Genomic DNA, 22,031 nt, shown 5'->3' with positions numbered 1-22,031 from the left:
GCTTCGGTTATGACTGCCGCCGCCACGACCTTTGATGGGCCCACCCTGTTGAAGCAACTGCTCGATCGAGCCTCCCTGTCCCAAGCTCAGGCCGCCCAACTGATGCAAGCTTGGTTGGATGATGGGCTGGCTCCGGCCCTGTCGGGCGCAATTTTGGCTGCTCTCCAGGCCAAGGGGGTAACGGCTGATGAGCTGGCTGGGATGGCCCAGGTTTTGCTGAGCCAATCGGTGAGCGTGACGGGCGATCCGCTGCCCAGCCCCTCGATCGACACTTGCGGCACGGGTGGCGACGGGGCTTCCACTTTCAACATTTCCACGGCCGTCGCCTTTGTGGCCGCCGCCGCTGGGGTCACGGTGGTGAAGCATGGGAACCGGGCCGCTTCCAGCAAGTCGGGATCCGCCGATGTGCTTGAGGCGCTGGGAATTCGCCTCGGTGCAGATCCTGCCCAAATCCAAGCGGCGGCGCATCAGGTGGGGATCACGTTTCTGTTTGCGCCCGGTTGGCATCCGGCCATGAAGGCCGTCGCGCCCATTCGCCAAGCCCTGAAGGTGCGCACCGTGTTTAACCTGTTGGGGCCCCTGGTGAATCCCCTGCGGCCCACGGGCCAGGTGATCGGTACTTTCAAAAGCGATTTGATTGAGGTGATGGCCGGGGCCCTGAATCGGCTGGGCACTCAGCGGGCGATCGTCCTCCATGGGCGTGAAGGTTTGGATGAAGGGGGGTTGGCGGATGTGACCGATCTGGCTGTGTTGGCCGATGGGGCGATCGCCCGCTTTGAGTTGGATCCGGTGGCGGCCGGTTGTGCGGCCGCGCCCACGGCTGCCTTGGTGGGTGGTGATCCCAGCGAAAATGCCGAAATTTTGCGCCAAGTGCTTCAGGGTCAAGGCTCGATCGCCCAGCGGGATGCCGTGGCCCTGAATGCATCCCTGGCCCTCCAAGTTGCCGGGGCGATCGCTGAGCCGATCGGGTCGCCGGAAGCCTGTGCTGTTGGTGTGGCTCGGGCCAAGGAAATTCTGGCAAGCGGGGCCGCCTGGGAAAAACTGGTGGCCCTACGAGAATTCCTAAAAGCCTAAAGCTGCCGAGGATCAGGGGGCGATCGGGCGGGATTAGGGCTGATTTTTGGCGGTTCTTTTTCCTTCCCGATCGCAACCCGTTGGCATAATTGCGAGATTTCCAGCAAGTTTGTGCCAAAAAACAATGCCAATCTGGAAACCTAATTTGTGAAGATTCGGTTAACGACTGCTTTCAAAAAAAGATTAATCTAAAGACTATCCCCCTTCAGTCCCGGACGCTTTTTCCATTGGGTATGATAGAAAGGCTAGGCTAATTCAGATGGCATCGCGCTCAACCCAACTTAAAATCCAAAAGAATTCAAAATTTGGGAATTGACAAGCACCACAGCCTCAACCCATTTGACCAATTGAGAGTAAGCATTCATGGGTTCAACCATAATCAGTCTTACAATCAATTCAATTACTGTTTTTTGTTGTTTAATTTGATACACACTGAGAACATAACAAATTATTCTTTTTCAGAATTATTTAATTCGAATATTTTTAATTATTGGCCGATCTTGAATCATTCTAGTCATTTTCTCGAATAGTTGATCTGATTCTCGAATAGTTGATCTGATTTTTCTTGAAACTATGACTTGAAATTATGATCTGAGATAACTGCCTAGAGTTCTGATTTCAGTTGTCCTGCCTAGTAATGAAATTTGGCTAATAGCACCTGTCCCAAGGAGAAAGGTTTGTGATGCAACGTTGGAAGTGGGTTTGGCTGAGTGGAGCGTTGCTAGCGGGGCTAGGGATCATGGATTTCGGGTCTCAATCCTTGGCGAATCAATCGCTGTTCCAATACACCATGCAGGCTTGGGCATCACTGCCATTCAACGGGGGAACTGGGGGTGGTAGTGAACCCATTCCTCGAATTTTGGTGGATCAGTTTGGCTATCGACCTCAGGATCCCAAAGTGGCGGTGATTGCTTCTCCGCAGCGGGGTGAAAATGCCAACCGAGCCTTCACGCCGGGATCGGTCTATGAAGTTCGAAATGCCTCGACTAATGCGGTGGTTTTTTCGGGTGCTCTTACCCCTTGGAACGGGGGCCAAATCCACGGTCAAGCGGGCGATCGGGCCTGGCATTTTGATTTTTCGACCGTGAAACAATCGGGAACCTATGTGGTGGTCGATCGGGAGCGGGGCGAGCAATCATTTCCCTTTCAAATTCAGGCCAATGTTTACCAAAAAAACCTGGTAACCGCCACACGTGTGTTTTATTACCAGCGGGCCGGTTTCAACAAAACGGGTTCTGTGGCTGGGAAGTGGCAAGATGGGGCGGCTTTTTTGGGCCCCAATCAGGATTCCCAGGCTCGATCGGTCAGTGCCAAGGATGATCCCGCCACGGCCCGCGATTTGCGAGGGGGATGGTTTGATGCAGGTGATACGAACAAATACAGCACCTTTGCGGGCCCCGTGGTGAATCAACTGCTGACGGCCTACGAAGAAAACCCTCGAGCCTTCACCGATCGGTTCAACATTCCCGAATCGGGCAACGGCATCCCCGACCTCATCGATGAGATTAAGTGGGAGGTGGATTGGCTGAAGCGAATGCAGGAAGACGATGGCGGCGTGTTGATCAAGGTGGGCGTGCTGGATCACAATGCGGCTGATCGCCCCAGCCAAGATCGTCGCCCCCGATATTACGGGCCCAAATGCTCTTCCTCCACAATCGCCACGGCGGCCGCCTTTGCCCATGCGGCCCGAGTCTATCGGCAGTTTCCCGCCCTGCAAGGGGAGTCCCGAGATTTGGAACAGCGGGCCATTCGGGCTTGGAACTGGTTCCAGCAAAATCCCCTCAAGACCGATTGCGACACCCAGGAAATTAAAGCCGGGGATGCCGATCGCCCCGTGACCGAGCAACAAGGCAATGCTGCCGCCGCCGCTGTTCACCTGTTTGCCCTCACCGGTAACCCCGACTACAGCACCCAACTTGCAAAATATCTCACCGCTTCCCAGCCTTGGAACGACAACGTTTGGGGTCGGTATCGGGCCCACGAAGGCGATGCGCTGCTGCTCTATACCCGCTTGACCAACGCAGATGCCGCCTTGGTTAAGCAAATCCGCGATCGATTCGTGGACATGGTGCGCACCCAAACCCAGGCCTACGGCTTGCGTGTGGATCTGGATCCCTATCGGGTGTCACTGCCCGATGAGCAATATCACTGGGGCAGCAACCAAGTTCAGGCCAACTATGGCAACAGCAACCGGGACGCAATTCGCTATGGCGCAGTGCCCGATCGCAACACCAGCCTACAAGCCCGGGCTATGGCCCATTTGCACTACCTCCATGGCGTGAATCCCTTGGGGTTTGTTTACCTAACCAACATGGGCAGTCTGGGAGCCGAGCGATCGGTCACCAGCATGTATCACGAATGGTTGGGGCGTGGTGAGTATGAGCGCGTTGCCCCCGGAAAACCGGGCCCGGCTCCCGGATATTTGGTGGGCGGGCCCAACCGCGACTACACCGGCAACCAAGAATCCGTCAAACAACAGCCCATCCAAAAGCGCTATCTCGACTCACCCACCGGCTGGCCGGTGAATAGTTGGGAACTCACGGAGCCAGCCATTTACTATCAAGCGGCCTACGTTCGTTTGCTGGCCAGTATTACCAGTCCGTAATCTTTTCCAGAGGTTTTGTGTAGCGACGGTGTTAGTTTGGGTGCAATTTTCCACTCCTTTTCACTCTTCACTCACTAGCTCCTATGCCCAACCTTCAAGGAGTCCTGCAACGTCTGCGCACCACTCTGGGGAAATCCTCGGTGCAAGACAATCTCTGGATGATTGCCGCCAGGGTGATTAGCGTGGCGATCCAGGCGCTGTACTTCATTTTTGTGGCGCGGTTTTTAGGATCCAAAGAGTATGGCGAACTGATCGGGGTGTTGTCCTTGGTGGCCATGCTTTCGCCTTTCATTGGGGTTGGTTATGCCCACTTGTTGATGCGGACGGTTTCGCGCGATCGCAGCAGTTTCCGCACCGAGTGGGGGAAGTCCCTATTCGTTTGGGGCTGGTCTTCCCTGCTGGGCATTGGGTTGGTGATGTTGCTGGCGAGTCGAATTTGGGGCAGCCAAGTTTCCCCCTGGTTGGTGCTGTGGATGGCCCTGGGGGACTATTGGGGCGTTTGTCTGCTGGAATTTAGCAGTTCGGCGTTTTTATCGGTGGGGGTGGCGGCTCGCCCAGCCCAACTCAAGGTGCTTTTCAGTGCCGTGAAGCTTTTGGCGGTGGGGGCCCTGTGGTTGGTTCCCGACTGGCGATCGGCAGAAACCTGGTCGATTTTTTACTGCATTGCGTCAGTGTTGCCGGCCTTTGTGGCCTTTGTGTTGGCCAGTCGGCAGGCGGGCTGGCCCCTGTGGCCCAAGCCCAATTGCGAGTGGGAACTGGGTCAAGGGTTTTACTTTTCGATTGCCGGTTCCGCTGAAACGATTAATGCCAATGCGGATAAAACCCTGCTCTCTAGCTTGGTGAATGAAGAGGCTGCCGGGATCTATGGGGCGGGCTATCGGTTTGTGGATGTGGGCTACCAGCCGATCTTGGCCATTGGCGCGGCGAATTATGCTCGCTTTTTCCAAGCGGGCACTAATGGCATTGACGGCAGTATTCAATTTGCCAAGCGCCTGTTTCCGCTGATCGCGGGCTACGGGGTGCTGGGGGGATTGGGGATGTTTTTCTTTGCCCCGGTGGTGGAGTGGATTTTGGGGTCGGAATATCGCGAGGCGATCGGGGTGTTGCGTTGGTTCGCCCCCGTGCATTTGATCTTGGGAATGCAGTATTTGGCGGCCGATTGCCTCACCTCTTCGGGCCACCAGGGGCAACGGAGCTTAATTCAAGTCACCGCTGCCATTTTGAATGTGGTGCTGAACCTAATCTTGATTCCGTCCTATTCCTGGGCGGGGGCCATTTGGGCGACGCTGGCTTCGGAAACGTTCAAGATGGTGGGGCTGTGGGGAGCGGCGGCCTTTTTCTGGCGGCGCGAGTTGGCCATGAAGACCAAGGGTTAATCGACGGGTTAATCAACAGTTAGGAGTTGGTTGCTATGCAAGCCGATTGATTTTCGGACTTGCCAAGCATTCATCACGATGAGCGCAAGGAACTGAAACCCATTGTCTTGGTCGATCGATCCCACTCTAGGACGGAACCAAGGTAACCATGGCATAGCGATCGGGGGAAAGATATTTTTGCGCCACCCGTTGCACGTCTTCGGGGCCCACGGCCTGGATCCGATCGGGATAAACCGTTGCTTCGGGCAGTTGATCCAACAGGCCGTAGTAGCCATAGAGGCTGGCGAGTTGGTTGGGGGTTTCCGTGGCGAAAATATAGTCGCTGCACAGAAGACGCTGGGCCCGCTTCAGCTCGATCGGGTTAATGGGGTGATCGCGCAGCAGGGCCAGATGATCACAAATGCAGGCTTCCACCACGCCCACATCCCGCACATCTAGCCAAGCGCCGATCGTGAGTAAGCTGGCATCCCGTTGGGCACTGGCTTCGCAGTCGATCGCCAAAACCCATTGCCGGTCTTCGCGCAAATCGCTGACCAAGCGCGAGGTGCGCCCAATGCCGAGAACGGTGGCCAGCACTTCCAAAGCATAGGTATCGCCAATGTCTTGCAAGCTGGGCCCCGTCCAGGCCATCATCACCCGAGCTTGTTCAAGATAGGGCCGGTGTAGCTCTTGGCGATGGACGGCGGCAATCGGCGGAGTTTGCCCGATCGGCTGGGGAGGACAGGCTTGGGGCTGACCAAAGGCCGCAAAGGCCGATTCCATCAAGTGACGGGCGTGATCGGGCGGCAACCCTCCCACCAAGGCCACCACCAGATTTTCCGGTTGGTAGTGACAGGCATGGAACCGCCGCATCTCAGCGGGCGATCGCTTCATCAAGGATTCTTCACTGCCCAAAACCGATCGCCCATAGGCATGGTCGGGATAGACCCGCGACAGCAGCATCTGAAATCCCACCCAATCGGGGCTGTCATAGGCCTGGCGGATTTCTTCGAGCACCACCGATCGCTCCAGCTCAAATTCCTGATCGGGAATCGTCGCATTCAGCAACAACTCCGCCAAGTGGGGCAGGGTGGCTTCCGCATGTTCCACCGCCGTGGTCACAAAATAATGGGCATAATCGTGACTGGTGGCGGCGTTGGTGGCTCCGCCGCGACTCTCGATCGCCCGGTCAAATTCCCCGGGGCCCAACCGGTCAGTGCCCTTAAAAATCATGTGTTCTAGGAAGTGCGCCATCCCATCCCAGGCGATCGGTTCAGCCACAGCCCCCGCCTTCACCCACACATCCATGGTCACCACCGGGCTAACGGGCACATAGTGATAAACCACCCGCAAACCATTGGCCAATTGCCACAGCTCCGGCTGTTGACGGTTGGGGCGAGGAACTTGCTCAGTTCTCCAAGGACTCTGTACCATCCGATCGCCACTCCTAAAACACAACTGGGATCCGCCATCGTAGCCAGCACCTTTTATCAGGAACCGATCGATTCGCTACAAAATCCCAGTTCTCTAGTTTGGCAGGCGATCGCTGTCCCAGACCAGGGCTGAATGCTCGCCTGTCATCACCCGTAACCAATGCCATTGAATGAGAGGAGCGGTGTAGGAATTGCAGACAATCTTCAGGCGCTAGACCTGTTCTAACCGATTGCGGCCGCGATTTTGAGAGATTGAATCCTTGGTTTAAAGTTATGATTTGGATTGTTGAGATTTGAGTGAATTCATTAAATTTCAAGCGAAAATTCCCAGTCAAACTTTAAGGAAATTCAAATTTCACTCGATCCTCGTCCAAGACCTGTTCAAGACCCGTTTCAGACAGCAACCACCGCTAACTATTGCTGATATGCCGGATTTTGATTCCCCCGCTCCTGAACCAACAGAAATCAAAGCCTCAGGGGCCGATCGCCCGGCTGATGGGCCCTCGTCGGGGGCGATCGAGCCGCCGGAAGTCATGCCGCCGGACATGATTCCAGAAGGCGCAACGGGCCAGGATGCGGAGCCGTCTTCAGCGTCGATCGGGAAGTCGCCCCGCGAGCCGCAGCGCCCGGGGTTGTGGACCAATGCTTGGCAATCGGCGAAGGATCGGCTGACGGGCTTGAGTTTGCCGAATTTACCCAGTTTGCCAAACCTGCCCAACTTACCGACGGAATTACCCAATTTGCCTCGTAATTGGTCGGTTAATTTGCCGAATTTACCTAATCTGCCGAACTTGCCGAACTTGCCAAATTTGCCAAAAAATTTGCCGAATCTACCAAAGAATTTGTCGGATCTATCTGCCGCCCTAGGTCATCTCAAACCCGGCGAAACCCTGGCCCAGGGGGTGCAATCCCTGACCCAATGGTTTAGCGTCAGTGACGATCGGGTGGCGGCGGTGTTGGCGGAAGTGCGGGCCCAACTGCCCACCACAGAAGTGACCCTGTTGGGAAAACCCCAGGCGGGCAAAAGCTCGATCGTCCGAGGGCTAACGGGAGTTTCGGTGGAAATTGTGGGCCAAGGCTTTCGGCCCCACACGCAACACACGGCACGCTATGCCTATCCCTCCGATGAGTTGCCGCTGCTGATTTTTACGGACACGGTGGGTTTAGGGGATGCGGAACGGGACAGCCAGGCGATCGCCCAAGCCCTGCTGACGGATTTTGACGAGGATCCCGATCGGGCCAGAATTTTGATCCTCACGGTGAAGATCAACGACTTTGCCACCGAAACCCTGCGGCAAGTGGTCGCCACCTTGCGCCAACGCTATCCCGCCGTGCCTTGCTTGTTGGCGGTCACCTGTTTGCATGAGGTTTATCCGGCAACGGTTGAAGATCACCCGGCGGATCCTCTGGGCTTGGAGGCGGTGGCCCGGCCCTTTGCAGCATTGCAGGAAGCCTTTGCGGGCCTGTTCGATCGCGCTGTGCTGTTGGATTTCACCCGCGAGGAGGATGACTATCACCCCACTTTTTACGGTTTGGAAGCCTTGCGCGATGCCCTGGCGGATTTGCTGCCGGAAGCCGAAGCCCGCACCATCCATCAATTGTTGGATTCGGTTTTGGACGGGGAGCCGGGCCGCCAAATCAGCAACCTCTATCGGGATGTGGGGCGGCGCTATGTGTTGGCCTTTGCGGCGGCCGCGGCGGCAGTTGAGGCCGTGCCCTTGCCCTTCGCATCTATGCCGGTGCTGACGGCGCTGCAAGTTTCCATGGTTGGCCTGTTGGGACAGCTCTATGGCCAAAAACTCACTCGATCGCAAGTGGGCGGCATCATCAGCACGATCGCGGGCGGATTTCTGGCCCAGGCGATCGGGCGGGAGTTGGTGAAATTTGTCCCCGGTTTTGGCAGTGCGATCGCCGCTTCCTGGGCGGCGGCCTATACCCTGGCCTTGGGAGAGGGAGCCTGTGTCTATTTCGGAGACTTGATGGGCGGCCGCAAACCGGATCCCGATCGAATCCAGGCCGCCATGAAAGCCACGTTCGATCGGGCCTTCGATCGTTCCCGCCTTGACCCGCCCGATCCGGAACCCACCGACGCACCCAACCCACCAGCAGCCCCCTAGGGTCGATCGCCCTTTGCTGGTTAATTGCGAGTTTATGACTCTTGCGGATTGTCCGGGCCGGCAAGCCACCTAGCCCAACGATTCCATCACGATCGCTTCGTCCCCCTTTCTCCATGACTGCCACCTTTTCCCCCGCCATCCCGCCCACGGCCGTTGTGGCCAGCAAGGCTTGGAGCTATCAACCCCCTGCCGAGGCGATCGGGGCACAGCGAATTTTGGTGAAACCCAATTTGGGCTATCCCGTGGGGCCACCGGTCACCGTGGGCGATCGAGTCTTGGCCACTGTTTTGCAAACCTTGCGATCGGTTGCTCCCCAAGCGGAAATCCTGATTGTAGAAGGTGTATGTTCGCCGGTTTCCCTCTCGGAAATTGCCCAGCGGCGCGGTCTGCATCGGTTATTGGATCAGGGCATGGCCCTGGTTGATGCGGACAGCCTGCCCTTGGCGGAATACGAGAACCGATCGCCCTTACCCGTGCGCTTTCGTTCCATGTGGGCCCCGGCCCTGTTGCGGGAGGTGGACTGTCGAATCTCGATCGGGGCCCTCAAGCGCACCCATTTGAAAGAGGCTCCCCTCATTTCCGCCTCTCTTAAAAATCTCTACGGTCTCTTTCCGCGCGATCGCTACAAAGCACGCAGCCCCTACTCCCGTGGCCAGCTCCATCGCCCCTCTGTGCCGCAGGTTTTACAGGATGTTTATTTCTGCATTGGCCATCTGTTTAGCGGGGCGGTGGTGGATGGCACGGTCAAATATTTCAGCCCCGACTATCGACCCGACCGAGGGCAAACCCTACCGCTCGATCGGGTCTTTTTTGGCAGTGATTTAATTGCAGTCGATCGGCTCGCTTGCCAAACCGGCCAAGAACCACTGCCCGATTATTTAGCCGCCATCGATCGGCTCAGAACCCAAAGGGATATCCCCTAGATTTTTCGCCAGCGTTCTCGACTCAAGAACATGCCCCGACCATTCCGAGCGCGACAGGTTAAGCCGGTGGTTTTGGCTTCGCAACGAAATCCATTTCGCTCCCAAACCTGGTTGTAATTCAATCGAGGATATTGATCCGCGATCGTGTCTCCCGCACAAAGCACTTCGGTCTGGCCGTTGGCATTCAGCAAGATTTCATGACCCCAATCCAAATTACAATCGGCGGGCTGCGGGGGCAGTGGCCGCAACCCCGACTGCACATGACAGCGCAAATAGCCCTGGCCGCCATCCATCCAAGAGCCACAGATAATGTTACCGCTGGGTAACACAAACCCTTGAATCCCGGAATCAGCCTGCATAGGATGAACCTGAACCGTGCCCCAACTGAGGCCAGCCACCGCCGCCGGAATTAACCATCGAGAAAGTCGCGAAAGAGAATCCATCAGTTTCTACAGTTCCTAATGCCTTTTGCCCTGTTCTCATCGCGAGCCAAGTAACAGCCGTTGGGCCGTTTCGCCGCAACACAACCCGATGCTAGCCGATGGTGAACAATGAGGAAATGTATATCACGCTACAAACCGGGTATAATACCGAGCACCATGAGTGACCCCAAGCCCTATGTTTACTGATCTGCTGCCATTGTCTCTGCATGTGGATGCAGCCCTTTTGGCAAGTTCAGGCCTGTGGTCACTCGCTCTCTATTTGGCGTTGCCGGCCGTGAGCGATCGGCTGATGGATCTCTTGATTCGCTGGTTTGACTTTGCCGAGCGATCGCTCTATTTTTCCACGGAAGAATTTGAAAAAACTCGGACTGTTCGCGAATCCCAAAACGCTTTTTATGCCTCCATTTTCAGTGTCATTCCCTTTCTCGGGTTTGGCTTTTTGGTGCATTTGTTTTTATCCCAGGCGATCGGGACAGTAGCCACATTGGGCCTATCAGGCTTAGCCAGCGCCACGGCCGGCGTTTGGGAAACGATGAAGCCGAAAAACAGCAACCAGAAGTAAGGTCAAAATAAGAGAGAAAATAGAGAGAAAACAGAGAGAAAGGTAATTTAAAAATAAATGAAAATAAAAAAGTAAAAATAAAAACGTAATTGAACATGAAACAGCAAGATCAACAACACCCACAAGAAATGGTCGATCGCAACTTGGTGCAAGCCATTTTGACCAGCGATCCCACCGATTTTTATGTTTGTGAATTAGCCAGGTTAAGAATTCGCTATCGCAACTTTCCGGGAGCGAGACAAATTCAAGCCGACCTGGACAAAGCCCTCAGCCGCTGGGGGTTTGATGAGGAATCACTCTATCAAAAAACTCGCGAATTGCACGCCCAAGGCAATATTTATCAGGTCAATAGCCGTCGTCGCGATGAAGAAGATTGGAGTTAAAACCTCATCAATTGGGCTGTCAATACCTGTCAATACAAGGGTGTCTGAAAAGCCTAAATTGCTACCTTACGGGTCTGACCAAACAACAAAGACAAGGGGCTTAAGCCCCTTGCCCCAACGACGGTTCGTGCTTGATCCACGTTAAAAAATACCTTGTAGACATCCTCTAATTCAGTCTTGATCAGCAATTGCGATCTGAAAATCTAAAACTTGATCAGCAATTGCAATCTGAAAATCTAAAAAACTGCCTCGGGAGAGCACGGAAAACTCCCGAAGCAGCATCTGGGTCGTCTGGCTTTGCTCACAGAATCCTAGGCTGCATTGAGCCGAGTTGATCTGTAAGGGAAGGATTGATCTACATACAACAAAAAAGAGAAACGGCTTAGGCCGCGCTGCTTCCGATCGTCACAGAGAACAGCAACAACGCCGCAATCAAGAGCGACATGCCCGCCAACAAACCGATCGCCGTGGGCCAATCGGCCTGGCGCATAAAGGTTTCCCAATTGAACAAACCAAACTGCACATCCATGGGTTTTGGCAAGCGATCGCGATAATCTTCGCCATAGCGAGCCGTGTGCGCAAAGGTCACTGCACCGCTCGATCGCTGAGGCAAAATCCGCCGCCGTTGATAGGGAACCGTGTCCCGTCCAAAGTGGGTTTGATATTCCTCGCTGTTGAGCAACGAGTCAATGAAGCCATTCAAACCTTCGGTGGCCAAAACGATCGACCAAGACAGTTTTTCCCGATCGTTATAAACCTCACGACCCAAAATTCGCTGCACACACATCTGCACAAAGCGATAATTATTATTGGTGTCGTAATTGCGCGTGCGAAACACTTCGGAAGTGGCCAGGCCGCGAATGAAGTCTTGCACCGAAATTTGACCGCAGCGCAGTTGAGATTCCAGCGCCAAAAGACGGCTGCTGGCCGTTAGCTGTTGCTCATTAAAAATTTGCCGATAGGCCGCGCGAATCACCTCATCAATCTCATTGGTGATGAGACGCAAACCACCTTGATTGGCAACTTCAAAACCATCCACTCGCTGGTTTTGAGAAGTCAGGGGGTAATCCAGAAGGGGAAGTGCCATAAACCAATCACTCTTTCAGTTTCAATTCCGGATTTATAGAAGCTCGGTGGCTCCTGGTTGGAAGCCAAAGCCGAAGCCAAAGCTGAAGCCAAATTTTTGGAATCTGCTCAGTTTTGCTGAAGAACTGCTCTGGAAATTGGAATCAAAAGATTGTTCAGTCCAGAGCAGATTGGCACTAGCAGGGAAGGAGATTTTAAAGAAGGCAACTGAATAGATTAATCCATCAAATTGCCAACAATGTTGAACAACATTCTTCTGAGGTTTAAACCACAACCTGCTTCAGCATAGGTTAGGGCATGAGTAATTAAGCTTAGTCATTTGAGAAAAGTAGGATTCCGCAATTCTTCTCAACTCCAAAGGCGGTTTTTTGCAAGTATTTGTAAGGTTTTCTCAGAGATTGAAGATTCAATAAATTTGATCTTCTTTGGAAATTGCAAAATCTCAATCGGTTTACGCTTAATTTGTGCTTGATCGCCAATGATTCTGTTCTCGATCGCCTGTTAATCCAAAATCCCTGAAAATGAGAGTATGTAAAAAAATGTAATCTCCATGAGGAGCGATCGAACCCATCCGGGGCCGGTTTGGGTGCAGTCCCCGATCGATTGCTGGAGCTTTTGATTTGGCTGTTGATTTTGGTTCCGAGCTTTGAGCCGGTTTTTGAGTCCCTGGTTTTTGAGGCCCTAAGGATTGCAGAAGGGGCAGTAGGTGGGATCCGCAGTGGTTTCGCCTTGGGGAAAGGGATCGTCCTGTTGGTGGCCGCAGCGATCGCAAATGGAGCGATGCAGGCGAATGAGCGGCGTGGGCAGCCCACATTCACCACAGGGCAACCCCGGCAGCCGCTGCGTGACCCAAAACCCCGGCCAGTGACAAACAGGACAGGTCGATCGCGCCTTGGCCACCAGGTTTTCCGTGGCTTGGGCAATCACCTGCATTCGCGTGGGGTTATGCATGGCTCGCATATCCGTTTCCACCCACAGGGAACCATCGGCCGATCGGGTCAGGGCCTCGGTGACGGCCGCCGCCAGGGCCGAGCGATCGCGCAGGCCCTTCGTCACCCCCTGAAGGTTTTGGGGTTCGCCCCAACCCACCACCAGCCCGTGATCGGGAAAGCCGATGGTTTCAGCAAATTTTTCCACTTCCGCCCAACTGCGAACCCGCCCTTGGCGATAGTTGGTTTTTAGGGAAATGGCCTCGCCGACCAACTCCAGCCCCAGGGATTGATCAATCAACAGCACCAATTCCCGGTTAGCCGCCGCGAAGGGGACGCTGGGATGGGGGCCAAAGGAGCCTTCACTGGCTAGGGCGATCGACCCACCGGTTAGCGCCAAGGCCGCCAGGGCCTTAGCCCGGGCCGTGGCAAGCTGATCGCCGGGTCGATCGACCTCTCGGGTAAAGGTGCCAAACCGATCCGTATCCAGTTCCGACGGCACGATCGAGCGCAGGCCCCAGGCTTGCTCCAAAATCGGCGCAATCACCTGTTCCTTGCCATGCATCGTGGCGATCGTGATGGTTTCCCCTTCCCAAGCGTCCGTCAGGTTCATTGTTCCCCAAAAACCGATGCCCTCAAGTTCCTAACTGGCAATTGTGGGGTGGAAGAAGAAGGCCAAACCCAGCACCAAATAGGCCGCCAACAACAGCAACCCCTCCAGCCAATTGGATTCCCCGTCGGAGCTGATGGAGTTGGCGATCAACACCGAAACGGCCACGGCCACCAACTCAAAGGGTTGGAAGTTCAAATCCATGGGTTGCCCAAAAAACCAACCGGCAATCACCAACACCGGAGCCACAAACAGGGCAATTTGCAAGCTGGAACCCATGGCCACCGAAACGGACAAGTCCATTTTGTTTTTCATGGCCACGGTGACGGCGGTGGCGTGCTCTGCTGCGTTGCCAATAATCGGCAACAAAATCACCCCGGTGAACAGTTCCGTCAGTCCCAACTGTTCGGTGGCCGTTTCCAGGGAATGCACCAACAATTCCGACTCGATCGCCACAAAAATCGTGGCCGCCAACAACACCCCCACCCACAGGGGCAGGTTTGGCCGGTGCGCTTCCCCTTCGCCGGTCGATTCGTCGCTGGCTTCCGGATCGGGCACTTCCCCTTCTGCCACGGCCACATCGTAGAGATAGCTGTGGGTTTTCATGGAAAACAGCAGGGTCATCACATAGACCAAAATCAAGACCACCGCCACCGCCGTCGAAAGCTTTTGCAAGACGCTCTCGGCAATACCCACGGAGGTGAAGTTCACCGCTGTGGGTAGCAGCATGGCAATCACGGCCAGGTTCATGGACGAGGCATTCATACGGGCAATGACGGGCTGGAAGGTTTGCTCCTTAAAGCGCAAGCCACCCAAAAACATCGACAGCCCCATGACCAACAACAGGTTACCGATGATGGAACCGGTCAAGCTGGCTTTCACAACGCCAACGTAGCCCTCTTTGAGCGCAACCAAGGCCACAATCAATTCGGTGGCGTTGCCAAAGGTGGCGTTCAGCAATCCCCCCAGGGAGGGGCCGACCAACCCGGCGAGTTCTTCGGTGGCATGGCCCATCCAGGCGGCGAGGGGCACGATCGCCAAGCAAGCGGTGATGAACACCACCAGCGGACTCCAGTGCAACCATTCCGCCGCGATCGAGACGGGAATAAACCCCAAAAGGATGAGGAAGACGAGATCTTTTTTGCTCATTCTTTTTTGTGTTTGTTTGCTTTTTGCGTTTTCTGCTGGGGGTTAATCAACGGACTTCGGTTAGGGGAGCCAGCGAGGACGGGCCCCAGGCAGTGGTAACGCCTGCGGGGTCAATTTGGCAAAGGTTCCATCGGGATTTTGGGCCACGGGCAGCAACCAAAGTTGGCTGTGCTCAATTTTATTGCCATCACTGGCTTCGGGTCGGCGGGCAGCTTCGGGGTCGGCGCTCGATCGATCCGCACGGTTGCCCCGTCCTGACTCCCGATCGTCCTGGGTGGTTTCTTCTTCGCTTGATTTGGACTGATCGGACTGATCAGCGCGATCGCCCTTGGCCTTTGCCTTGGTGTCGATTTGGTCAAACAACAGGGCTGCACCATCCGGCGATAGATCAAGGGCAATATCGAGCTGCTCCGGCAACAGCAACAGGGGCGACAGGGCCTTGGTTTTTAGGTCAAAGGCTCCGATATAGGGTTGTTCGCGGTAGTTTTCATCCTCAACCCGTTGGGTAACCAAGGCGTAGAGCACACGGTTATCGGGGGTGAATTCAGCACGCAAAATTGATCCTTGAATTCGGGCCAGTTCCGTTTCGCCGCTGGGGGTGACCACAAAGAGCGATCGGGTAAAGTCACCGTTGAATTTCACCAGGGCCGCCGCTGAACCGTCGCTGGCAAATCCCAACACGGTTCCAAACTTGGGCAAAAAGTCCAGGGGTTGAATTTCCCGCCGGTAGCGATCGTTGTTGCCCATGTCAGCTTTGGGCAGGGGCAAAATGGCCACCCCCTGCCCCTGGGTGATGGCGATCGATTGGCTGTCGGGCGTAATCACAAACTCGCCGCCGCCCTGGCTCTCCAGCTTTTGGGGCGTTTGCCGATCGCGCAGCAGCCACAGACTGACATTGCTGGCATTTTTGCGCTCCGCCCGTTGCACCAGGGCCGCCGAACCGTCGGGGGCCAAGTCAAATTTCAAGTTTTGATAATCCCGGTTATCCAAGACTGGCATCACCTCGCCGGCCGGTTCGGGCGCTTGGTTGGTGACGCTCAAGCCTGTGGTGACCGTATAAAACTGCTGCTCGAGCAGGCTGGGGCTGTCGGTTTTTTCCAGGGTGCTGGTTTCGGTGGCAGAAAACAGGATCCGATCGCGGTTGGGATAGGGCTTGAAGTCGTTCACCAACAGGTTCGGCGGGGTGAGGATGGTTTTCCGCTGCTGGGTCAGTTCATACAGGATCAGGCGGCCGGCTTCCTCGCCTTCGGTGCCAATGTAAGCAAAAACCCGATCGCGCGATCGAAATGCCGCTGAGAAGGATTCCGCCGGTTTGCTGTCTTCGCGGGTGTCGCGGGCCCCGGCTCCCAACTGGAGCTGAAAGCTAGTGCCATAGGGTGCTGGGCGATCGAGCGTGAAGGCCATGCGAGTTCCGGCCCAGCTAACTTTCCCTTCCAGGGGAGGATCCAGTTTTAAATTAGCCTCCACACTGTCTCGATTCATCGGCCGATTGAAGGCCAACACAAAGGCGCGATCGTCCGCTCCAATGGTGCGATCGGCCCATGAGAAGTCGCGCACCCGCGCCGCCGATCGATCGCCCAGCACCAACAAAGCCGCGATCGCCACCACCAAAGCCGCGATCACCAGCCAGGCGGCTCGGTCAATGGGTTGCCATTGGGGATTGCCCTTGGGGCTGTTTTGCCATCGATGTTGCACGGATCGCCACATACCCAATCAGAAATTCCTCAGTTGATTGCACCGGATTGCGCCGGATTGCGCCTTTGCTTCCGCCCGATCGCCCCTAAAAATTACGCCCAAGAGTCATGCCCAAAAGTCACGCCCAAGGGTCACGCCCAAAACTCATCTAGAACTCATAGGGATTTTTGGGAACCGGAATCGGGCGCATTGTTTGTGGCGCAATGCTCAACACTCGCTCGCCCTTGATTTCATCCACCGCCATTCGCCCCTGAATTTCTAGCCAAGTATCAGGGGGATAGTCCGGCATATTGGCCGGCCGGCGCACGGGCAGCCCGATCGGGTACGCATCCGCCGCACAGCAGGTGATCGTAAACCGCGAAATCCAAAACACATCTGCCGGATAGCCCTCCACCTTGGTGACAAAACCGCTGATGTTCACCGGTTGGTTTCGGTAGGCTTCCGGTTCGGGATAAACCTCCAAAGTCCGCACCCACTCAATCAGCGATCGCTGTTCCGGGCGCTTGTTGCTGCGAAAGGCCTTGGGCGCACGGGCGATCGCGGTGGTGGGGTCGCCAATGCCCCGTTGCAAAGCTTTGTGGCTGGTGAGGGGCTGCGGCGCAATCCAAAACCCCCCGATCGCCGCCAACAGCAATAACAGCGTTGCCCACCCCTTGGGCAGCAAACTGATGTGTTGTTCTGAGTCAGGATCCGCCGCCAACGACAATCGCCGCCGCAACAACCGCCCAGATTGCACCAAATTAATCGCCAGACTGGCCGCCGCCATCAGCAACAAAAACCCCGTGACCACCACCAAGCCGTGATAGGCGGGATGGATCAGCAGGGCCAAGCGGCCACCGTGCCAGTAGTGCAACATCAGCGCTCCCCACGCTGCGATCGCTGCCACATCGACCCAAGGCAGCCAGTTCGATCGACTTGGTTGTGACAACACGGCCGAAGCAGCTCCCATTGGAGCCGTCGCGCTAAGGAATGGCTTCATTGTACGGGGTGGTTTTGACCCCAACCTAGCGTTCCCGTGGTCATGCTGCCCCTCAAATGCCCAGTGGATCAGCTTTTCAGCCCCCTGCGGCCTCCATTCTGAGCCAATGACCACCGAAAGATTCAGAAGGGGCGCGAGACGGCCCCACGTCCCAAAAAGTTCCGAGGGCAAGACAATGCAACAAGCGGCTAAAACCCACCCAAATTCGGCTGCTGTCCCCTTTACCGTTAAACACAGGCTTGATCGTTTATGGCTGGTTTTGTTGATAGTTACATGAGTCGTTTTGCTAATGCTTTTCGGGTGACTGCTTGGAGAGCTTCATGAATAGTTTGGAAAATTTCATGAATCATTCCATGCTGTTTCACTGATGTTAATGCCACCAGAAAAAATCCAAAAAAATCCCTGCAATTCCTGAATTCCGCCCCCAGAGCCGAGAGACTCAGCCTGGAGGTTTGTGGCTAATTTAGAGGGATGCCAAACAATCAAAAAACAGTTCATCCATCGTGACATCTCCCCAGGAGACACAATGGAGGCTCAACCATTCAATCAGGAGATGATTCCTATGAACCGTTCTGTGAACCGTACCTGTACTGCATTGGCAGCATTTTTGTTAGGGTTAGGAGTGGCCCATGGGGGCGCGATCGAGCCAGCCATGGCCCAAAGTTCCTGCCGCTGGGAAGGGGGCCAGTTGCGCTGTGATGATGGCAGCCGATCGGACAGCGATCGCAACCGGAATCGAGACCGCGATCGGGATGATTATCGCTACTACGATCGCAACGAAGAACGGTATCGCGACGACTACGACAACGATCGCAACAACTATCGGGGCGATCGACAGGACTTGGAAGATCGGATCGATCGGCTCTATCGCGAAGTGTTGGGCCGGCCAGCCGATCGCAACGGACTGCGTACCTACGTGGATCGGGTGCGCGATCGCAACTGGTCGCTGCAACGGGTGCGGGACGAATTAGCCAACAGCCGCGAGGCCGAATCCGCCATCGATCGCGCCTATCAAGAAATTTTGGGTCGCCGGGCCGACAGCCGAGGAATGCGCACCTACCTCGAACGGCTGCGGGGAGGCTGGTCAATCCAGCGCGTTCGGGAAGCCCTCATGAACAGCCGCGAGCGGCGATAACACCCAGCTCAGCTCCACTTGCCCGGGTCATCTCGGCATTGCTGGACGGTTCCTAACCCATTCCTAAAGACCACCCATTCCTGAACAGAGGACAGATTCTTCACCATGGCTCGGACGGATATTGACTATCTCGATCTCACCAACAACAGCGAAACCATCTCCCTCGCAGCCGGCCAGCAGGGCCGCCTGGGTGTGCGGGCCCTCGCAGGCAACGATTACATCAACGGTTCCAGCGACAACGACACCCTCTATGGCAACAGCGACAACGACACCCTGATCGGCAACGAAGGCAGCGATGTGCTCTTTGGGGGCCAGGGCTTTGATTTTGTGATTGGTCGCGATGGGGATGACCTGCTCACGGGTAACCTGGGCAACGACCAACTCGAAGGCGGCGCAGGACGCGACACCCTCCGTGGCGGTCGCGACAACGATATTCTCTACGGCCAAGAGGGCGATGATCTGCTGGCCGGCGACTTGGGCATCGACACCCTGATCGGCGGCACCGGGCGCGATACCTTCGTCCTGGCGGTTGATGATGCCACCACAACCATTGCGAGCGCCGATGTGATTGTGGATTTTGACTTCAACGGTGGAGATTTCATCGCGATCAGTCGTCAGGTAGACCTATTTTTTGATAATTCCCTCGACTATTCGCGGATTGTGGGTTTTGGCAGTCCCGATGTGAAGGATGTGTTGATTCGTGTGGGCGGAGCCGTGGGGCCAATCATCGGAGTTGTGGTGGATGCGACCGATCGCCAAGTGGCCCAAGCCTTTGCCGAAGGGCCACGGGTTCTGTAGCCCGCTGCCAATTGAGGGCTGATCAAAGGGTTGATCAATTCGTTGCTACGGCGATCGCACCAAAATCTGGCGATCGCACTAAACCAAAAGCGCCCCGCTACGGGTTCGTAGCGGGGCGGTCTTTAGGGTTTCAGATTTCGAGACTTTTGAGGGGTCTCTTCTTCAGTTCGCTCTGACTTGATGTTCAGATGATTTGGTGGCGGGGAGCGGATTTGAACCACTGACCTTCGGGTTATGAGCCCGACGAGCTACCAGACTGCTCTACCCCGCGGCGCGAATTCAAATATAACCGGAAGCCCTAGAAAAAGCAACTACTTTCTGAAAATTTTCTCCCACGCCACCCACAAGGGCCCAAAGGGGGGCTGAAAAAGCTGAAAAAAACGTTGAGCGAACGGTTTGAGCAAACGGTTCAACCAGACCCAGCCTTAGCCGCGATCGGCTCCATCCGCCCACCGGTCAACTGAGCGATCGCCCCAACCGCCGGTCAAAACATGTCGAGATCGTCTACCTGCACAATTTCGCCATTGAACAATTGCGCCAAGCTACGGGCACTGCGGGCCACCAAGTCATCGGGCCCTGGTGGCAGGGGTGGCCCCGCTGGCGAAGGGGGCGAAACGGATTGGGGAGAAGCGGCGGGGGGCAGTTGAGGCGATCGCACAGGGCGATCGGGGGCGGGTGCGGGGGGCCGGGCCGGGGCCGGCAGGGGATTCGCAGCGGGAGCTGTGGGCAACAGGGCTGGGGATGCGGTGGGCGGGGGAGCCACCCTAGTCGCGATCCCACCAAACCCGCCCGCCGTTGGGTTCGCGGCCGTAGTCGGCATCGGATTCGGGTTCCGGGCTGGGTTCGGGGGCGGGGGGGGCGTTCCCCTGGGTGGATTTTTTGGGAAGGACGCGGGCGCGCTGGTCTGGGGGGGCATCACCACATTGGCCCGAATCGCAACCGTGACGCTCCGTTGCAGGTGCTGCTGAAAGGCCGTTTCGATCGCCTTGGTGCGGGACTCAAACTTGGCAACCCAACTGGGCGGAATCCCCACGACGGCGTTTTGACCATCAAAGGACAGCAGTTGCCCCATCTGCGACAACATCATCTTGGTGGCCGGGGGTTGCACATGAACCAAGATCGCTTGCCACAGTTGATCCAGCTCCGCAGAAGCGGGAACCGGCGTGATCGGGCTGGGTTCCGGTGCAAAGGTTTCATCGGGCCCAGCGCTGACCGGGGCCGGCTCCGGAGCGGGAGTGGGCACGGGGGCCGGTTGGGGAACAGCGGCCACCGGAGCGATCGCCGCCGGAACCGTTGTTGCGCTTGGGGGAGTTGCGGTGGGGGTGCTTGTTGCGATCGGGGCTGGAGCCACACCTCCCACGGACTGCAACAAACCGATCAACTGCATCAGCGCGGCAGGATTCGTTTGGGCCCATTGGGTCACGCCCTGGGCAAATTGGGCGATCGCCCCCGAATCTAGCCCCAACTGGGCCAACAGAGCCGAGAGCGGATCGCTCGACACAGGAACTGAAACGGGCGCGATCGGGGCCGGCACAGGAGCCGGAAGCGCGATCGGGGCGATCGGGCGAGGCGGCATCGGAGCCACCGACCCAACAGCCCCTACCGAAGCCACCGCCCCCGGCAACAGCCCCATCAAAGTCACCTCCAACCACAACCGAGGCTGGGTGGAGTTTTTCAGTAGCGATTCGCCGGTTTTGAGGTACTGCTGCCCATGCAAGATCCAGCTCAGTTCCTGACTGCGGGCAAATTCACAGAGTTGCTGCCAAGTTGGCTCCGTCAGGGCCACCAAATCACCCCGATCGGGCGCAGTCTTCGCAATCAGCAGATCTCGATAGAAACTCGCCAAATTTTGCAGCACGATCGTCGGTTCCCGCCCCCGATCCATCAGCCGCCGCAAACAATCCACCGCCCCTTCCGCATCACCCGCCGCCAAACTGGACACCAAAGCCAGCAAATCTCGCTCCGGCACAGCCCCCACCAGATCCCAAACGGCCTCCACCGTCACCCCCGTGGGAACCAGGCTTAGTTGATCCAGCAGGCTTTCCGCATCGCGCAAGCCCCCCTGTGCAATTTGGGCCACCAGGGTCAACGCTTCCGGCACAATCTCGATCGACTCCTGTTGGGCGATCGTCCCCAAGTGGCTCACCATGTCCACCAGGGGAATCCGCCGAAAGTCAAATCGCTGACAACGAGAAATAATCGTCGGCAAAACCCGCTGCGGATCCGTCGTGGCCAACACAAACACCACGTGGGCCGGCGGTTCCTCCAGGGTTTTCAGCAGCGCATTGAACGCCGCGCCCGACAGCATATGCACCTCGTCCAGCACATAAACCTTGTAGCGGCATTGCACCGGGGCAAATTGGGCCCGCTCAATCAGCTCCCGGATGTTGTCAACCCCCGTATTGCTGGCTGCGTCAATTTCCACCACATCCAGCGCCCGCCCCTGCGTAATTTCCACGCAAGTTTGGCAATGGCCGCAGGGTTCCGCCGTGGGCCCCTCACTGCTCAGGCAGTTGAGCGATTTCGCCAAAATCCGAGCGCTGGAGGTTTTGCCCGTTCCCCGAGGCCCCGCAAACAGGTAAGCCGGCGCAATTCGATTCTGCTGAAGCGCGTTGGTCAGCGTTTGGGCGATCGCCTGTTGGCCCACCAAGTCGGCAAACCGTTGTGGGCGATATTTGTGGTGCAGCGGTTCGTAGGGCATGGCTAGGAGCGGGTCAATGAAGCGACCAGACAGCCATCTTATAAAACAACCGCT

General features: G+C 56.3%; 17 protein-coding genes and 1 tRNA gene. 9 read left to right on the top strand and 9 right to left on the bottom strand.

Features of this window, described 5'->3' with window-relative positions:
* Nucleotides 1–9 precede the first annotated feature (9 nt).
* From trpD to ACZA91_RS14160, 3 genes are all read left to right on the top strand, one after another.
* A complete protein-coding gene (gene trpD / locus ACZA91_RS14170) occupies nt 10–1,074 on the top strand; it encodes an anthranilate phosphoribosyltransferase (protein ID WP_099534347.1) in 1,065 nt (354 codons plus the stop codon).
* A gap of 682 nt (nt 1,075–1,756) precedes the next feature.
* Nucleotides 1,757–3,679, top strand: a complete 1,923-nt coding sequence (locus ACZA91_RS14165) for a glycoside hydrolase family 9 protein (protein WP_463182893.1) — start codon at nt 1,757–1,759, stop codon at nt 3,677–3,679.
* Nucleotides 3,680–3,762: 83 nt separating this feature from the next.
* Complete coding sequence (locus ACZA91_RS14160; protein WP_190531876.1) at nt 3,763–5,055, top strand: oligosaccharide flippase family protein; 1,293 nt, start codon at nt 3,763–3,765, stop codon at nt 5,053–5,055.
* 126 nt (nt 5,056–5,181) lie between these two features.
* Here the strand turns inward: ACZA91_RS14160 and ACZA91_RS14155 are convergent, their stop codons facing one another.
* On the bottom strand, nt 5,182–6,468 hold the full coding sequence (locus ACZA91_RS14155) for a M16 family metallopeptidase (protein ID WP_190531878.1): 1,287 nt from the start codon (nt 6,466–6,468) through the stop codon (nt 5,182–5,184).
* Between the two features lie 424 nt (nt 6,469–6,892).
* Here ACZA91_RS14155 and ACZA91_RS14150 point away from each other — a divergent pair, with 424 nt between their 5' ends.
* Both ACZA91_RS14150 and ACZA91_RS14145 read left to right on the top strand, forming a co-directional pair.
* On the top strand, nt 6,893–8,584 hold the full coding sequence (locus ACZA91_RS14150; protein ID WP_463182891.1) for a GTPase family protein: 1,692 nt from the start codon (nt 6,893–6,895) through the stop codon (nt 8,582–8,584).
* Nucleotides 8,585–8,697: 113 nt separating this feature from the next.
* Nucleotides 8,698–9,507 carry a DUF362 domain-containing protein gene (locus ACZA91_RS14145; protein ID WP_463182889.1) on the top strand — a complete coding sequence of 270 codons (810 nt, stop codon included), beginning with the start codon at nt 8,698–8,700 and terminating at the stop codon, nt 9,505–9,507.
* On the opposite strand, the gene ACZA91_RS14140 is transcribed toward ACZA91_RS14145, so the two are convergent.
* On the bottom strand, nt 9,504–9,950 hold the full coding sequence (locus ACZA91_RS14140) for a DUF6636 domain-containing protein (protein ID WP_463182887.1): 447 nt from the start codon (nt 9,948–9,950) through the stop codon (nt 9,504–9,506). The two genes, ACZA91_RS14145 and ACZA91_RS14140, sit on opposite strands and share 4 nt — an antisense overlap.
* A gap of 175 nt (nt 9,951–10,125) precedes the next feature.
* Here ACZA91_RS14140 and ACZA91_RS14135 point away from each other — a divergent pair, with 175 nt between their 5' ends.
* Nucleotides 10,126–10,512: a hypothetical protein gene (locus tag ACZA91_RS14135; protein ID WP_099534355.1), complete on the top strand. Its 387-nt coding sequence runs from the start codon at nt 10,126–10,128 to the stop codon at nt 10,510–10,512.
* An 89-nt stretch (nt 10,513–10,601) separates the two neighbouring features.
* Nucleotides 10,602–10,895, top strand: a complete 294-nt coding sequence (locus ACZA91_RS14130) for a DUF3288 family protein (protein WP_099534356.1) — start codon at nt 10,602–10,604, stop codon at nt 10,893–10,895.
* A 382-nt stretch (nt 10,896–11,277) separates the two neighbouring features.
* Here ACZA91_RS14130 and ACZA91_RS14125 read toward each other — a convergent pair whose 3' ends face one another.
* The 5 genes from ACZA91_RS14125 to ACZA91_RS14105 all read right to left on the bottom strand — a co-directional run bounded on the left by ACZA91_RS14125 (nt 11,278) and on the right by ACZA91_RS14105 (nt 17,295).
* Nucleotides 11,278–11,982: a phycobilisome rod-core linker polypeptide gene (locus tag ACZA91_RS14125; RefSeq protein ID WP_463182884.1), complete on the bottom strand. Its 705-nt coding sequence runs from the start codon at nt 11,980–11,982 to the stop codon at nt 11,278–11,280.
* Between the two features lie 680 nt (nt 11,983–12,662).
* Nucleotides 12,663–13,523, bottom strand: a complete 861-nt coding sequence (locus tag ACZA91_RS14120; RefSeq protein WP_463182883.1) for a DUF6671 family protein — start codon at nt 13,521–13,523, stop codon at nt 12,663–12,665.
* 30 nt (nt 13,524–13,553) lie between these two features.
* Nucleotides 13,554–14,669, bottom strand: coding sequence for a calcium/proton exchanger (cax, locus tag ACZA91_RS14115; protein WP_463182881.1), 1,116 nt, complete (start codon nt 14,667–14,669; stop codon nt 13,554–13,556).
* A 60-nt stretch (nt 14,670–14,729) separates the two neighbouring features.
* Nucleotides 14,730–16,376 (bottom strand): Ig-like domain-containing domain, encoded by a 1,647-nt coding sequence (locus tag ACZA91_RS14110; RefSeq protein ID WP_463182879.1) that lies wholly within the window; start codon nt 16,374–16,376, stop codon nt 14,730–14,732.
* A 136-nt stretch (nt 16,377–16,512) separates the two neighbouring features.
* The gene (locus tag ACZA91_RS14105) at nt 16,513–17,295 is read right to left on the bottom strand and encodes a TIGR03943 family putative permease subunit (RefSeq protein ID WP_199291510.1); all 783 of its coding nucleotides are present in this window, start codon (nt 17,293–17,295) and stop codon (nt 16,513–16,515) included.
* Between the two features lie 610 nt (nt 17,296–17,905).
* On the opposite strand from ACZA91_RS14105, the gene ACZA91_RS14100 reads away from it, so the two are divergent.
* Nucleotides 17,906–18,478 carry a DUF4214 domain-containing protein gene (locus ACZA91_RS14100; protein ID WP_190531888.1) on the top strand — a complete coding sequence of 191 codons (573 nt, stop codon included), beginning with the start codon at nt 17,906–17,908 and terminating at the stop codon, nt 18,476–18,478.
* A 105-nt stretch (nt 18,479–18,583) separates the two neighbouring features.
* Nucleotides 18,584–19,276: a calcium-binding protein gene (locus ACZA91_RS14095; RefSeq protein ID WP_463182875.1), complete on the top strand. Its 693-nt coding sequence runs from the start codon at nt 18,584–18,586 to the stop codon at nt 19,274–19,276.
* Between the two features lie 194 nt (nt 19,277–19,470).
* On the opposite strand, the gene ACZA91_RS14090 is transcribed toward ACZA91_RS14095, so the two are convergent.
* Both ACZA91_RS14090 and ACZA91_RS14085 read right to left on the bottom strand, forming a co-directional pair.
* A tRNA-Met gene (locus ACZA91_RS14090) sits at nt 19,471–19,547 on the bottom strand.
* 213 nt (nt 19,548–19,760) lie between these two features.
* Nucleotides 19,761–21,977: a DNA polymerase III subunit gamma/tau gene (locus ACZA91_RS14085; protein ID WP_463182872.1), complete on the bottom strand. Its 2,217-nt coding sequence runs from the start codon at nt 21,975–21,977 to the stop codon at nt 19,761–19,763.
* Nucleotides 21,978–22,031: the final 54 nt, after the last annotated feature.

It is taken from the genome of Limnothrix sp. CMB-01, assembly GCF_055193175.1.
Note: the sequence above shows the minus strand (reverse complement) of the source record. Positions and strands in the feature narration are given on the sequence as shown.

Bases quoted from the DNA above. Each gene is read 5' to 3' on its own strand.
- trpD (WP_099534347.1), top strand. From the start codon at position 10: ATGACTGCCGCCGCCACGACCTTTGATGGGCCCACCCTGTTGAAGCAA.
- ACZA91_RS14165 (WP_463182893.1), top strand. From the start codon at position 1,757: ATGCAACGTTGGAAGTGGGTTTGGCTGAGTGGAGCGTTGCTAGCGGGG.
- ACZA91_RS14160 (WP_190531876.1), top strand. From the start codon at position 3,763: ATGCCCAACCTTCAAGGAGTCCTGCAACGTCTGCGCACCACTCTGGGG.
- ACZA91_RS14155 (WP_190531878.1), bottom strand. From the start codon at position 6,468: ATGGTACAGAGTCCTTGGAGAACTGAGCAAGTTCCTCGCCCCAACCGT.
- ACZA91_RS14150 (WP_463182891.1), top strand. From the start codon at position 6,893: ATGCCGGATTTTGATTCCCCCGCTCCTGAACCAACAGAAATCAAAGCC.
- ACZA91_RS14145 (WP_463182889.1), top strand. From the start codon at position 8,698: ATGACTGCCACCTTTTCCCCCGCCATCCCGCCCACGGCCGTTGTGGCC.
- ACZA91_RS14140 (WP_463182887.1), bottom strand. From the start codon at position 9,950: ATGGATTCTCTTTCGCGACTTTCTCGATGGTTAATTCCGGCGGCGGTG.
- ACZA91_RS14135 (WP_099534355.1), top strand. From the start codon at position 10,126: ATGTTTACTGATCTGCTGCCATTGTCTCTGCATGTGGATGCAGCCCTT.
- ACZA91_RS14125 (WP_463182884.1), bottom strand. From the start codon at position 11,982: ATGGCACTTCCCCTTCTGGATTACCCCCTGACTTCTCAAAACCAGCGA.
- ACZA91_RS14120 (WP_463182883.1), bottom strand. From the start codon at position 13,523: ATGAACCTGACGGACGCTTGGGAAGGGGAAACCATCACGATCGCCACG.
- cax (WP_463182881.1), bottom strand. From the start codon at position 14,669: ATGAGCAAAAAAGATCTCGTCTTCCTCATCCTTTTGGGGTTTATTCCC.
- ACZA91_RS14110 (WP_463182879.1), bottom strand. From the start codon at position 16,376: ATGTGGCGATCCGTGCAACATCGATGGCAAAACAGCCCCAAGGGCAAT.
- ACZA91_RS14100 (WP_190531888.1), top strand. From the start codon at position 17,906: ATGAACCGTTCTGTGAACCGTACCTGTACTGCATTGGCAGCATTTTTG.
- ACZA91_RS14095 (WP_463182875.1), top strand. From the start codon at position 18,584: ATGGCTCGGACGGATATTGACTATCTCGATCTCACCAACAACAGCGAA.
- ACZA91_RS14085 (WP_463182872.1), bottom strand. From the start codon at position 21,977: ATGCCCTACGAACCGCTGCACCACAAATATCGCCCACAACGGTTTGCC.